At 38.8% G+C, this 13,224-nt stretch carries 13 protein-coding genes, 1 rRNA gene and 1 riboswitch; of the genes, 3 read left to right on the top strand and 11 right to left on the bottom strand.

What is annotated here, in order from left to right; translation table 11 throughout:
* Positions 1-42 precede the first annotated feature (42 nt).
* Positions 43-223: riboswitch (Lysine riboswitch) on the bottom strand.
* 126 nt (positions 224-349) lie between these two features.
* The 3 genes from rocF to uraA form a co-directional block, all read right to left on the bottom strand.
* Positions 350-1,249, bottom strand: a complete 900-nt coding sequence (gene rocF, locus ACFSBH_RS04190) for an arginase (RefSeq protein WP_251512437.1) — start codon at positions 1,247-1,249, stop codon at positions 350-352.
* A 134-nt stretch (positions 1,250-1,383) separates the two neighbouring features.
* On the bottom strand, positions 1,384-2,586 hold the full coding sequence (locus tag ACFSBH_RS04185) for an ornithine--oxo-acid transaminase (RefSeq protein WP_379596178.1): 1,203 nt from the start codon (positions 2,584-2,586) through the stop codon (positions 1,384-1,386).
* A gap of 145 nt (positions 2,587-2,731) precedes the next feature.
* Positions 2,732-3,991 carry a uracil permease gene (uraA, locus tag ACFSBH_RS04180; protein WP_379596176.1) on the bottom strand — a complete coding sequence of 420 codons (1,260 nt, stop codon included), beginning with the start codon at positions 3,989-3,991 and terminating at the stop codon, positions 2,732-2,734.
* Positions 3,992-4,339: 348 nt separating this feature from the next.
* Here uraA and ACFSBH_RS04175 point away from each other — a divergent pair, with 348 nt between their 5' ends.
* Positions 4,340-4,792, top strand: coding sequence for a YndM family protein (locus tag ACFSBH_RS04175; protein ID WP_379596174.1), 453 nt, complete (start codon positions 4,340-4,342; stop codon positions 4,790-4,792).
* A gap of 9 nt (positions 4,793-4,801) precedes the next feature.
* Here the strand turns inward: ACFSBH_RS04175 and trmB are convergent, their stop codons facing one another.
* The 7 genes from trmB to ACFSBH_RS04140 form a co-directional block, all read right to left on the bottom strand.
* Positions 4,802-5,443 (bottom strand): tRNA (guanosine(46)-N7)-methyltransferase TrmB, encoded by a 642-nt coding sequence (trmB, locus tag ACFSBH_RS04170; RefSeq protein WP_251517685.1) that lies wholly within the window; start codon positions 5,441-5,443, stop codon positions 4,802-4,804.
* A gap of 20 nt (positions 5,444-5,463) precedes the next feature.
* Entirely contained in the window at positions 5,464-6,279 is an 816-nt protein-coding gene (locus ACFSBH_RS04165) for a phosphotransferase (RefSeq protein ID WP_379596172.1), read from the bottom strand.
* Between the two features lie 87 nt (positions 6,280-6,366).
* Positions 6,367-7,281, bottom strand: coding sequence for a diacylglycerol/lipid kinase family protein (locus ACFSBH_RS04160; RefSeq protein WP_379596170.1), 915 nt, complete (start codon positions 7,279-7,281; stop codon positions 6,367-6,369).
* Positions 7,281-8,228, bottom strand: coding sequence for an NERD domain-containing protein (locus ACFSBH_RS04155; protein WP_379596168.1), 948 nt, complete (start codon positions 8,226-8,228; stop codon positions 7,281-7,283). Before ACFSBH_RS04155 ends, ACFSBH_RS04160 begins: the two co-directional genes overlap by 1 nt.
* Before the next feature lie 18 nt (positions 8,229-8,246).
* Positions 8,247-8,804, bottom strand: coding sequence for an RNA 2',3'-cyclic phosphodiesterase (gene thpR / locus ACFSBH_RS04150; protein ID WP_251517672.1), 558 nt, complete (start codon positions 8,802-8,804; stop codon positions 8,247-8,249).
* A 14-nt stretch (positions 8,805-8,818) separates the two neighbouring features.
* Positions 8,819-9,538 (bottom strand): pseudouridine synthase, encoded by a 720-nt coding sequence (locus tag ACFSBH_RS04145; RefSeq protein WP_251517670.1) that lies wholly within the window; start codon positions 9,536-9,538, stop codon positions 8,819-8,821.
* Positions 9,539-9,550: 12 nt separating this feature from the next.
* Positions 9,551-11,185, bottom strand: coding sequence for a putative polysaccharide biosynthesis protein (locus ACFSBH_RS04140; RefSeq protein ID WP_379596165.1), 1,635 nt, complete (start codon positions 11,183-11,185; stop codon positions 9,551-9,553).
* A 158-nt stretch (positions 11,186-11,343) separates the two neighbouring features.
* Between ACFSBH_RS04140 and ACFSBH_RS04135 the strand changes: the two genes are divergently transcribed.
* Positions 11,344-12,591 (top strand): BaiN/RdsA family NAD(P)/FAD-dependent oxidoreductase, encoded by a 1,248-nt coding sequence (locus ACFSBH_RS04135; RefSeq protein ID WP_251517664.1) that lies wholly within the window; start codon positions 11,344-11,346, stop codon positions 12,589-12,591.
* Between the two features lie 97 nt (positions 12,592-12,688).
* Positions 12,689-12,838: a hypothetical protein gene (locus ACFSBH_RS04130; RefSeq protein WP_251517661.1), complete on the top strand. Its 150-nt coding sequence runs from the start codon at positions 12,689-12,691 to the stop codon at positions 12,836-12,838.
* A 94-nt stretch (positions 12,839-12,932) separates the two neighbouring features.
* Here the strand turns inward: ACFSBH_RS04130 and rrf are convergent.
* A 5S ribosomal RNA gene (gene rrf, locus ACFSBH_RS04125) occupies positions 12,933-13,050 on the bottom strand.
* Positions 13,051-13,224 lie beyond the last annotated feature (174 nt).

The raw sequence follows: 13,224 nt of genomic DNA, 5'->3' as shown, positions 1-13,224 counted from the left end.
TAACGGTGGGCCGCTATTGCTTGTTGAACATTTTAGTTCTTTCTGCCTGATAGCGCACCATATAGTTACCTATATGACAGATCTATATCTTTTCGACATAGACCCAGCATCGGGAAGAGTGAGTTTCCTTCTGCTTCGGCAAATTCCCCTTTCCTTATGGTTCGACGGATCTCATTCATCCTCCCCATAAGTACTGATGGTCTTTGCAACCTCTATCTTATTATAAGAAATAAGAGATATTTAATTGTTACCCTACTATAACAAACATAGGGAAAAATAACAAGCAGTAGCAGCTGATTATCCCTTTCCCTCTATGTTATGTCAATAGTAATTCGGTTGTGCCTATAATTTATAAGATTCGCTCACCAAACAATGAACCGACCAAATCAACCGCCAGTTGTCCTGTCTTATTCCGTTCATCCAAAATCGGATTGACTTCCACAAACTCAGCAGAAGTGATCATCTGTGATTCTGCTAATAATTCCATTGCCAAATGTGCCTCTCGGGTTGTGACACCACCTGCAACTGGGGTACCAACTCCAGGCGCATATAGAGGGTCTAAACCGTCCAGATCAAATGATAGGTGCACCCCATCCACTCCATTGTTTCTAAAATAAGCAATGGTCTCCTCAATTATCGATGACATGCCAACACGATCGATTTCATGCATCGTATAAACTTTAATTCCTTTTTCTTTGATTAGGTTCTTTTCACCTTCATCTAATGAACGCGCTCCAATGATCACTACATTTTCCGGTTCAACCTTTGGAGTGAATCCACCTATATCTGTAAGCTTCTTTTCACCTAATCCGATTGATGCGGCTAGTGGCATTCCATGGATATTTCCAGAAGGCGATGTTTCAGGTGTATTTAAATCCCCATGGGCATCAAACCAAATAACCCCTAACCGCTTCCGAAATTTAGTAACACCCGCTAATGTTCCAATTGCAATACTGTGATCGCCACCAAGTATCAATGGAAATGAATTCGCCTTCATCACCCCTTCGACTTTTGCCATTAATTGTTCACTTGATTTTACAACAGCTGTCAAGTTCCTTATTCCCGTTTGTGGATCAGTCTCCAAACGATCTCTTCCAATTTGAACATCACCTAAATCATCTACATGGAAACCGTTATTTTCAAGACGCTCGACGATGTCGGCATAGCGAATGGCACTTGGACCCATATCTACACCACGTCTCAGTTGCCCTAAATCCATCGGCATCCCAATAATCGATATTTTTTTCATGTATACTCCTCCTGCCAAAAAATATGTATCTTTCTTATAATTTGCATTAAATCTATTAAACTGTCAATTTACATGTCATAGGATAAAAAAATACCACAGTCAGAAAACTGTGGTATATGTTCCGTTACCTTTTTCTACAATTTATTTAACACGTTATAGATTCGCTCTAATGCCCAGTCCAAGTTCTCTTTTGTGATGATGAGTGGTGGAGCAAAACGAATTGTATTCTCATGGGTCTCTTTACAGAGGACTCCTTCTAATTTCAGTTTTTCACAAAACTCTCTAACAGGATGGTTAAATTCCACACCTATGAAAAGACCACGGGCACGAACTTCTACTAAGTCAGAATTATTTATTTTTCTAAGACCTTCTGCAAAATACTCGCCAAGTTGCTGTGATTTTTCCACCAATTTTTCTTCCTCAATAACATCAATAGCTGCAATGGAAACAGCACACGCTAAAGGATTGCCACCAAAGGTCGATCCATGTGAACCAGGTGTGAATACATCCATTATTTCTTTGTTGGCTGCAATTGCAGAGACTGGTATGACACCACCTCCAAGAGCCTTACCCATCACATAAATATCTGGTTCGATCGATTCCCATTCACAGGCAAACATCTTTCCGGTACGAGCTAATCCAGTCTGTACTTCATCAGCAACAAACAATACTTGATTCTCATCACAAATCTGCCGTATTTCTCGTAAATACCCTTCAGGAGGTATAATAATACCAGCTTCTCCTTGAATCGGCTCTACTATCACTGCTGCTGTATTCGGAGTAATTGCCTTGCGAATCTCTTCTGCATCGCCAAAGGGAACTTTTATAATACCAGGAACGAATGGCCCAAAGTTTTTCGTCGCAGTCTCGTCTGTAGATAATGATATGGAATTAATCGAACGGCCATGGAAATTTCCATCTGCTGCAATGACCTCTGCAGAATCAGCTGCTACACCTTTTACCTCATAAGCCCAGCGGCGTGCAGCTTTAATTGCAGTTTCTACTGCTTCAACACCGGTGTTCATCGGTAATACTTTATCTTTGCCCGTTAGTTTGGCTACCCTTTCTGTCCACTTTCCCAATATATCATTATGGAACGCTCGGGAAGTCAGCGTCACTTTGTCTGCCTGGTCCTTTAAAGCTTGAATAATCTTTGGGTGTCGATGTCCTTGGTTTAATGCTGAATAGGCACTAAGCATATCCATATACTTGTTTCCTTCTGGATCCGTTACCCAAACTCCTTCAGCCTCGGAAATAACAATAGGCAGTGGATGGTAATTCTCTGCACCATATTTTTCCGTTAATGTAATGATATCATCCGTTGTTTTTACCGTCATAAGACAATCCCCCTATGTATTAACATACATTTTCAAAAAGAATGATAATTTTGTTTAATTATATCATATATCATTATCGAAGGAAAAACTTCTGAAGAATTGAAAAGAGCATCTTATCTGCAATGCAGACAAGATGCTCTTTCTACTATTCATTTGATAATTTTAAGATATCAAGAAGTTTAAAGAATAAACTCACGACAATTGCAACCACTGTTGCAAGCCCCATACCAGTAAGTCCAACTGTACCGATATCCAAACTTGCTCCACTAACTCCAATTCCTAATACCACACATGTCAAGATGACATTTTGTGAGTTGCTATAGTCAATTTTCGCTTCAACTAACATACGAAGACCACTAACTGCAATAATTCCAAAGAGCAATAGGGATATTCCTCCCATAACTGGAGTAGGAATGGAGGAGATTAGCGCTGCAAGTTTTCCACAGAAGGAAAGAATGACTGCTATTAAAGCTGCTCCACCGATCACCCATGTAGAATAAACTTTCGTAATTGCCAGTACACCAATATTTTCACCGTATGTTGTATTTGGTGTTGAACCGAAGAAACTGGAAATCATAGTTGAAATACCATTACCGAATAATGAACGGTCCAATCCTGGCTCTTTGACCAAATCTTTATTTACAATATTCCCGGTTACAACCAAGTGACCGATATGTTCAGGTATCAACACTAGCGCTGCAGGAAGAATGATTAAAATATCAGACCAATTAAATTCGATTTGATAGTAGGTCGGCATTTGAATCCAAGCAGCTTCTTTTACCGCAGTATAGTCAACAATGCCGTAAATCGTTGCAATAACGTACCCTGTCACAATTCCCAATAAAATAGGGATAATCTTTAAAAAACCTCGCATGGTAACCCAGTAAACAATAGTTGCACCTAGTGTCAATAGCGAAACTGTTATCGCAGTAGTATCTCTAGGTGTATCAGGTGCAGCAATTAATCCAGCCATATCAGCGGCTACTGGAACCAATTCAAGACCAATTACAGCAACAATCGCACCCATGGCAGCCGGTGGGAATATCACATTAATCCAATTTGTTCCGGCAAATTTAACGATGAGTCCTACAAGAACTAGAACTAAACCGACAACAAAGAATCCGCCAAGTGCTGCACCGTAACCTCCACCTTGTGTCAATACAACGGTTACTGGTGAAATAAATGCAAAACTTGAACCTAAATAAGCAGGAATTTTTCCTTTTGTGATGAAAATATATAATAATGTTCCAATACCATTCATTAATAAGACCGTTGCAGGATCGACTCCAAATAAGATTGGTACAAGTACGGTGGAACCAAACATTGCGAATAAGTGCTGTAAACTTAATGGAAAACTTTGTAATAATGGTAAGCGTTCATCAACGCCAATTTCTCGATGTTTCATCTTTTCTCTCCTCGCTCTTTATGAAGTATTTCTTGGTCGGGTGTTTTACATGCCAAAATTGCACAAAAAAACACCCTGCCTTTATGTTCAGCAAGGTGCAGAATTATATTAGTAAATGGTTGCACACCACTATACTATGGACTGCCCAATAAGACAATCCGATCCGCATCACCTTGCCAGCCTCACAGGACTGACTTAAAGGCAACTAATTATTTTACTAGACCTATTATGCCAAAGATGTACAAGGCAAGTCAAGCACTTTTTTTAATAAAACATTATTACACGTATAAAATCGGCTATATCCATAGATACTATAAATATATTTTACTAAAGTAAGGGGTTTTAACATTGAAGCATACGAAAGCACTTAGTATTAAATTCCTGTTTACCACGTCTATAATTATATTATTTTTGGCTTATTTTGATTCAAGCACACTGAGTCAGATGATCATGACTTCACTTATCATAACCGGAATTACGTATGTGACTGTTGATATACTTTTACTGCCTGTTTTAGGAAAACTCGCCGCTGCCATGGTGGACTTCGGATTATTATTTCTCAGTGTATGGCTGTTATCAGGGATTTTTCTCGGGCAAACAACAACCCTTGTTTTAACATCATTGTTCATAGCTTATGTACTCACTGCCTGTGAAAGCATATTCCATATCTATATGAAGAAAAGGGTATTACCGAGGAGATTAGCAACCATTATTCCATTTCCAACAATGAAATTGCAAGCGGAAATCAGTAAAGAAATATATCCTGACAAAGATGATAAAAAAAGTAATACCCAGTATTGATACTGGGTATTACTTCTGGAATAAAGCTTTGCAACGGTATATTGGTTGTCCCTTTGCAGAGAACTTCTCTTCATATTCTGTCATGATATTAAGTGGATCTTCATCCTTGTGTAAATCAAGACTCACTTCTTTAAGTAACATGCCATAGGCAGAAAAACTACATAAAGAATACTCAAAAAGGCCGCGATTATCTGTTTTAAATATAAGTTCCCCCTCTGAATGCAACACTTCCTGATATTGCTTCAAAAAGCTTGAATAAGTCAATCTGCGCTTCTCATGACGATTCTTCGGCCATGGGTCTGAAAAGTTCAAGTAGAGTGTTGAAATCTCATCGGTCTCGAAATAGTCCAATAAATGGCTGGCATCCGCATGAATTAGTAAGAGGTTATCCAGCTCAGCTTCCAACATCTTCTCTCCAGCAGTTACTACAATACTTTTTGCTACTTCCATTCCTATGAAATTAATATCTGGATGCTGCTTAGCCATCCCTACAATAAATTGACCCTTACCTGTCCCTATTTCAAGATGCAGGGGCTGTTCTTTTGAAAATAATTTTTGCCACTTTCCTTTATGTTCTGCGGGATTCTGTATGATTAGGTCCTGATGCTCATTTAAAAAATCATCAGCCCATGGTTTATAACGTTGACGCATTTCTTTATCCTTCCTTCTGATTAACTGACAAAATTTGTCATATGACGATTCAATTCCTTTAACGTCGCTAATCTTTCATTTACTTTATCGAATTCTTTTCTTTTCAAGTGCCAGCTAATATAATCAAGTGCATCTAATAATAGATACCAGTACATTCTTTCATATAGGTACTCGTGACGGATAATGCCATATTTCTCAAGCCACTCACTCCACTCTTCCTGTGGAATATACCATTTCAATAGTGAACCAAAATCAGTGGCTGGATCGGCAATAGTCGCATTATCCCAATCAACTAAGAAAATCTCACCCGAATCGGACATCAACAAATTATTATGGTTCAAATCACAATGACAAACAACAAGCTGTTGGTTGCGTGTGACCGGCAAGAGCTTGTTTAAATAACTTAATGCAACTTCTATATCCTTATATCTTTCAATAAGATTCAGTTTTTGTAAACGGCTATGAATTTCATCCAAACGTTCATCGGACGTAACTGGCTTTTTTCCTAGTCGCATCAGCATATGCAATAATTCTGGTGATTGATGGATCTTTTTTAATAGATCCGTAATTTGCCTGCTTTTCATATCCTCTGGTGTCAATTCTCTACCTTCAAGCCACTCTTGGGCAGTAATAACATCACCATTCTCCATCCGCTTTGTCCAAATTAATTTTGGGACAATACCTACCGCAGACAGGACCGCAAGAAAAGGCGAGGAATTCCGTTTTATAAATAATTTTCGATTGTCTTTTCGCGCAATATAGGCATCACCAGTAAGGCCGCCAGCTGGGGTTAGCGTCCAGCCTTTTCCTACTGCTTTTTCAAGCCATTCATTCATGAAGTTTCCCCATCTTTCACATTTAACATTCAATATACCATTTTAAATACAAACGGCAAAAATTACAACTATGTATATTCAATTTTTCTATTTAGAAGGGATGACCGATACCGAATCATCACCTTTCTTGATCTCCGACTTCATACAGGTTGTTGTCTGTCCATCAATCTGTATATGTATTGGAATATTAGAGGTTACGGTTAGGTAACTCGCTTCCAGTAGTTCAACACCTCTAATTTTTTCATGTTTACCTGCAAATACAGTTAAAAATAAAGCAAGAACCTTCCACTTTGGTAACGAATGGACAAGTAAGACGGAAAACTTATCAGGTTGGATGGCAGCATTTGGCATGATTTTCATTCCGCCACCATAATAAGGATGGTTACCAACCGAAATCAACCAACAATTTTCAACCATTCTCTTCTCTCCATCCAAAGTAATTTCAAGGGTAGCTGGTTTGAATGTGGTCAATACTTGTAGAAGTGCCAGTACATAACTACCCGTCCCAAATCGGAGTTTGTTGAATAGTTTTTTATAAGAAGAGTGGTTAGCTTTGTGCGCTGTTGCCGCATCAAAACCTATCCCCATACTATTAACGAAATATCTCTCTTTCTTATCGTCTATTCTGTATGTTCCAAGCCAATACGGCGACAATTCTTCACTATGAGTCAAGCTTTCCAGGATTTCTTCAGGACACCCTTTGATTCCAACTCCACGTGCAAAGTCATTCCCAGATCCCCCAGGTATAAAACCAATCGGAAGCTTATGATGCCCCAATCCGTTCATTACCTCATGGATTGTACCATCCCCGCCGACAACAATAACTGCAGTTACATCCGGATTGGTTATTAGACTGTGCGCGATCTCTTCAGCATGTCCTTCATAATCTGTATAATAATATTGTACTTGCATTTGCTGATAAGCCAAAGTCTTTTGCAATCTTTCAAATGTTGCTGCCCCTCTGCCATTTCCTGCAGCTGGATTAACAATAAACACCCACATTAATATTCCTCCATCTCCTCAGTTATATGAGGTGATTCTTCAGGAACATCTTCCCATTCCGGGCGTCTAATCGAGATGGATTGACAGTAGCCTAGTAGAGCTTCTGCAACCTTGATTTGATCATTTTTCAAAGGAGAGTTAAGTTGTCGCTTTCCTAAGAACCACGAATCAAAGCTCATTTTATCCACTATTCTTGTTTGATAAGGCTCGCTACTGAACATTATAGGATTGGTACGGGAAATTATTGTTTTTTTAACAGGAAAGGAAAGTTCCTTTACTGATAATATGCTTCTAATTACTTTTTCTGTCCGCTTTAGGGATATTAATGGATTTAATATTTTCCTATTCTCATCCGGGCTTTCCACATGCCACGTCCGTTCTTCCCCCGCCATGAGGACAGCGGATTCCTCTAACTCAACAAAATGAATAATTTCAATCTCTATTGGTGAAATAAAAATAATATCTGCCTCGATCGGTGCTTGCTTTATTGTAAAAACTGGATGGTACATCAACAGATAAGTATCCGGAAACCGTTGTAACAAATATTTTAATAAAGGATCATCTTTATATTTTTTATCTATGATAGATTGATGGTTCACTGTTGAAGTTGCCCATTTCAATTGGAAGTTTAATAGATGGTCAAGAAACTGTTGTTTCAATTCCTTTTCTGTGGAGGGTAGTTCATTTTCTTCCTCTACACTTTCAATTATCGTTTCCGAGTAAACACTTCTCTTCAGTAATTTATCCTTCAGCTTAGATAACAAACCACCGGATTCTTGCTCTTGGTCTTGAATGAATTGTTCAGACGATTTTTCTTCAGGTTGGGACCACTTTTCATATAAGCGGTCCCAGTTTTCCTTTTTTAAACGGATATATTGTGTAGGATACCGAAACGTATCCCATTCGTACCTTGTAATGTAATCTTGCAGTTTAATTAACTGAGCCACTTCAACACCACCTTTCAATTATGATTTAAGTGGAAAAATCGCAACGACTTCATAACTAGGTGTTTTTTGAGGGTGGATTTTAAATAAGGTTACTTGTGATACTTCCAGTTGTTTTTCACTAGAGTACTTTGACTCTAATTCATGAAACATTCCCTTTGGCAAGCTATCAGCAGTTCCCCATTTTTTGCCTAGTGTAACATGTGGACGATAAGCACGGTTTTCACTTCTAAAGCCAGCCAATTCAGTGACTTTCACAATTTGCTTTTGTAAGTTGTTTAGCTTTTCATTTGGCTCAACCTCTACATATAGAACACGCGGTCGATCAGGACGACCAAAAGTGCCAAGCTTACCTAATGTGACGGTAAAGTAATCAGTGAGTTCTGATGTGTCCAACCGTCTTTTGATATCGAGAATTTGTCTTTCAGTTGCTTCACCTAGAAAGGCAAGTGTAATATGCAAGTCTTCTTTCTCTGTCCATTTCTTATAAGGGAATACATCTCTAAGTTCTGACTGCCAAGATTGATAAAATTCTTGTAGTGCTTCTGGGATTTGAATTGCAAGAAAATAATGGCTCATTTTCTGCCTCCTGATCAGCTCTGCTTCATTCGTTCACAATAAGCTAATTCTTCTTTCGTTAACGGGCGATAAGCACCTTTTTGAAGCGTTGGGTCAAGGATTAATTCACCCATCCTAATCCGCTTTAAGTAGACTACTTTTTTCCCGACTGCCTCAAACATCCGTTTTACTTGATGGAACTTTCCTTCTGTAATCGTAAGCTCGATCTCTGAAACAGGCCCAGACTTCAAGATAGTCAGTGAAGCAGGCTTGGTAATATATCCTTCTCCAATATCAACGCCAACTTTAAATTTTTCCTCGTCTTCTGAAGTTACTTTCCCCTCAACATGTGCATAATATGTCTTTTCTACATTTTTCTTTGGAGATAGCAGTTGATGAGCCAAGTCCCCGTCATTTGTCAGCAACAAGAGACCCTCTGTATCTTTATCAAGCCTTCCTACAGGAAAGATTTCATAATGCTGATAGGCCGGTTCAATCAAATCGATAACTGTTTTCATGTTTAAGTCTCTAGTCGCCGATAAGACACCATCAGGCTTATGAAGCATCAAGTAAATATGTTTTTGATAGGTTATTACTTCCCCATCCACTTTTACTTCATCCTTAACGGGGTCAATATGTGTGCTGCCATCTTTTACGATATTTTCATTTACTGTAACTAATTTTTTCTTCAATATAGCTTTAACTTCTTTTCTCGTGCCAATTCCCATATTGGAAAGCATTTTATCCAGTCGCATGTCAATCCTCCATTACCTACGAAGCTTACGGATCAATTTATCAACAATCGGTACCTCTCCATCAAAGGCATGGTGGAGTAGCGTTGATACATAAGCAAGCCACAGATAAACTCCGCCGCCTATAAACACTCCTGCAAGTAATACAACTATAGAGCCAAAGTGGGAGGTCTCATAAGGGATAAATAAGCCAAGTAATCCTTTTACAATAAAAATGACAACTGCCATTATCGCACCAAATATTAGTGTCAACAATGTGCGCCTTCTAATTTTCCTGAAAGAAAAGTCAACTGATTTCTTTAATCGGAATAGATTGCTGCTTACAGCAATCACTACAGCAATTCCTGTACCGATTATGAGCCCTTTAGCTCCGAACCATTGAATGAGTAGGCTATTAAGTAAAATCTTTACGAGCAAACCAGCCATAAGGCTTAGTACTGTAAAGTTTTGTTGGTTAATTCCCTGCAACATTGATGCCGAAACAGTGAATAAAGCGAAAAACAAACCAACAGGTGCATACCAAGCAAGTAATTCTCCAGTTATTTCAATATCCTTTAAACCGTATAGGGAAGCATAAAACACATCCGCAAGGCAAACAATCCCAATAACGGCAGGAATCACCAAAACAATTACAATTTGCAATGCCTGATTTATTTGTTGATGTGTTTCTTCAATATTCTTCTGTGCATATGTTCGAGTTAATGCAGGAAGAATAGCTAAGGAAAGACCTGTTGCAAGCGTTCCTGGGATGATAACTATCTTGTGTGCATACGTATTTATTGCACCTAGTAGACTCAGTGAATCTCCCTCATACCCAGCAGCTAACATTGCCCTTTGAAAGGTAAACAAATCCACTAGCTGATAGAGGGAAGTAGCAAGACCAACTATTATAAACGGACCTGCATAACTGAACATTTCCTTGAAAATATCTTTCGTAGACCGTTCGCTATCGTACCTCTGTCTCTCAAGCAGTTTGTCGAGATGCGGTTTTCGTTTTTTCCAATACCATAATAAGATTACCCACGAACCTACAGCACCGACAAATGCCCCAAATGTTGCAAATCCAACTGCAGTAGCAATTGTTCCGTCCAAAATGACAATTACTACAAAGACAGATACTAATACAAATGCTATTCTAACGATTTGCTCTGTTACAGTGGAAAGAGCTGACGGCCCCATTGATTCATGACCTTGGAAAAATCCTCTCATGATACTCATAGAAGGAATAATTATTAAAGCGAAACTTACTGCACGGATTACGAGTACGACGTCTTCTATCGTAGGTCCTTTTGAAGGATCAGTATTCCCCGCCGTCCAGATGTTTGCCAATAGCTCTGCACCTAAGAAAAGGATTAAGAAGGAAATAAAGCCAGTGACAAACATAAGTAAAGTACCATGTTTAAAAGTACGTCTACCTGTCGCATAATCACCAAGTGCATTATATTTAGAAATCGTTTTCGACATCGCAAGTGGAATACCAACCGTTGCGATACTTAACATAATATTATACGGTACATAAGCGATATTATATAAGGCTCCACCTTCCGTGCCTACAAGCGCATTAAAAGGGATTAAATAAATTAATCCTAAAAATTTAGATAAGAAAGTTGCTGCTGTCAGTAATAATGAACCTCTAACTAATTTCGACAATATTTTCACCTGTATTTCTTAAAGTTGGATACCTATGTTATTTTACCACAAACCAGCCTTAACAGATATGGAATAGGTTCATTTTAAATTATTTCGTTCGAAGGTTGCTTATTTTCATCTAATAAGTGTAAGATTACTAACGAAAGGAGTGAAGCAGGATGACATATGATGTCATTGTCATAGGTGGTGGTCCTTCTGGACTCATGGCTGCAATCTCCGCCGCTGAACATGGAGCACGTACCCTCTTACTCGAAAAAGGAAAAAAATTAGGGAAAAAACTTGCTATTTCAGGAGGCGGACGCTGTAACGTTACGAATCGGCTACCAGCTGATGAAGTAATCCGCCATATACCAGGTAATGGAAAGTTCTTATATAGTGCTTTTTCTATATTCGATAATTACGATATCATTACTTTTTTTGAAAATCTTGGTGTAGCTTTAAAAGAGGAAGATCATGGACGTATGTTTCCCGTATCGAATTCGGCAGCATCCGTAGTAAATACTTTAGTTGAACAATTACACAAGCTGCAAGTTGAAATTAAACTGAACAATCCTGTTAAAGCCGTAGATTACGGAGAAGCCGTTCACACTGTATATACGGAAGAAGGAGAAAGACATGAGACAAAGTCGATTGTAATAGCAGTGGGAGGGAAAGCTGTTCCCCATACAGGATCTACAGGGGATGGATATCCTTGGGCAAAGAAAGCAGGTCATACGATCACGAAACTGTATCCTACTGAAGTTCCTTTGACTTCTAATGAAAAGTTCATTAAAGAACGGTCTCTTCAAGGACTTGCCTTACGTGATGTGGCTGTTTCCGTAATGAACAAAAAAGGAAAGCCGATCATCACACATCAAATGGATATGCTTTTTACCCACTTTGGTGTATCCGGACCAGCAATCCTCCGTTGTTCCCAATTTGCTGTAAAAGAACTGATGAAAAATCCATCAGTAGCCCTGCAAATCGATGCCATACCAAACCAATCACAGGAAGAGCTTATTACCCAACTATCTGAAATGATTCATGAAAATCCAAAACGGGCAATCAAAAATAGCTTAAAGGGAATTGTACCCGAAAGATATTTGCAATTTTTATTTGAACAAATAGAGATTAATGAAGAAACTCGCGGAAGTAATATTTCAAAAGACACAATCCGTAAACTTGCTGAAAAGATTAAACAGTTTACATTCCAAGTACACGGCTCATTGCCTCTTGAGAAAGCTTTTGTGACCGGCGGCGGTGTATCCATTAAAGAAATTGTACCAAGTACAATGCAATCAAAGTTTATGGAACGATTGTTTTTCTGCGGAGAGGTTTTAGACATCCACGGCTATACTGGTGGTTATAATATCACCTCTGCACTCGTCACCGGACGTATTGCGGGAATGAATGCTGCTTGGAGTTAACCTGTTGACAGGTTTCCAATAGCTACCTTGTATCCTTTTCGCTTTTTCGTAAACAATATTACTGTCTAATAGCTTAGACAGAAAGGGATGGATACCAATGAGAAAGGAACTCTGGCTGCCACTTATCGCTTCAATCGGTGTTGGAGCTGCAACGTTCTATTCGATGAGTAAAAATGGTGGAAACCAGTCGTTAGGACAAGTTATGCAGAAGATGATGCCGGGTAACTCAACCATGAACTTTAAATAAGCTTATTGGGCAAGACGTGATTTCAATTCTGAAGTCACGTCTTATTTATCATTTATACAAATAAAAAAAGGAAACAGATTCTTTGAATCTGTTTCCTTTGCTATNCGTCCTACTCTTGCAGAGACAAAGTCTCAACTACCATCGGCGCTGGAAAGCTTAACTGCTGTGTTCGGTATGGGAACAGGTGTGACCTTTCCGCCATCATTACCAGGCCTACAGGATGTAGGTCGTTCGGTGTTGTTCACAGGACGTGAACGTCCTTAACCGAACATCCTTTAAAGCTTATACCCTAAAAACTAAATAAGAGTAATGGAACGACATCAAAATAGAATTTAGTTAAGTCCTCGATCGATTAGTATTTGTCAGCTCCACATGTCACCATGCTT

The organism is Oceanobacillus luteolus (genome assembly GCF_042678205.1).
Lineage (GTDB): Bacteria > Bacillota > Bacilli > Bacillales > Amphibacillaceae > Oceanobacillus > Oceanobacillus luteolus.
This window is presented reverse-complemented; position numbering and strand designations above follow the sequence as displayed.

Bases quoted from the DNA above. Each gene is read 5' to 3' on its own strand.
- ACFSBH_RS04185 (WP_379596178.1), bottom strand. From the start codon at position 2,586: ATGACGGTAAAAACAACGGATGATATCATTACATTAACGGAAAAATAT.
- ACFSBH_RS04145 (WP_251517670.1), bottom strand. From the start codon at position 9,538: ATGCGACTGGATAAAATGCTTTCCAATATGGGAATTGGCACGAGAAAA.
- ACFSBH_RS04135 (WP_251517664.1), top strand. From the start codon at position 11,344: ATGACATATGATGTCATTGTCATAGGTGGTGGTCCTTCTGGACTCATG.
- uraA (WP_379596176.1), bottom strand. From the start codon at position 3,991: ATGAAACATCGAGAAATTGGCGTTGATGAACGCTTACCATTATTACAA.
- trmB (WP_251517685.1), bottom strand. From the start codon at position 5,443: ATGCGTCAACGTTATAAACCATGGGCTGATGATTTTTTAAATGAGCAT.
- ACFSBH_RS04160 (WP_379596170.1), bottom strand. From the start codon at position 7,281: ATGTGGGTGTTTATTGTTAATCCAGCTGCAGGAAATGGCAGAGGGGCA.
- ACFSBH_RS04165 (WP_379596172.1), bottom strand. From the start codon at position 6,279: ATGAATGAATGGCTTGAAAAAGCAGTAGGAAAAGGCTGGACGCTAACC.
- rocF (WP_251512437.1), bottom strand. From the start codon at position 1,249: ATGAAAAAAATATCGATTATTGGGATGCCGATGGATTTAGGGCAACTG.
- thpR (WP_251517672.1), bottom strand. From the start codon at position 8,804: ATGAGCCATTATTTTCTTGCAATTCAAATCCCAGAAGCACTACAAGAA.
- ACFSBH_RS04130 (WP_251517661.1), top strand. From the start codon at position 12,689: ATGAGAAAGGAACTCTGGCTGCCACTTATCGCTTCAATCGGTGTTGGA.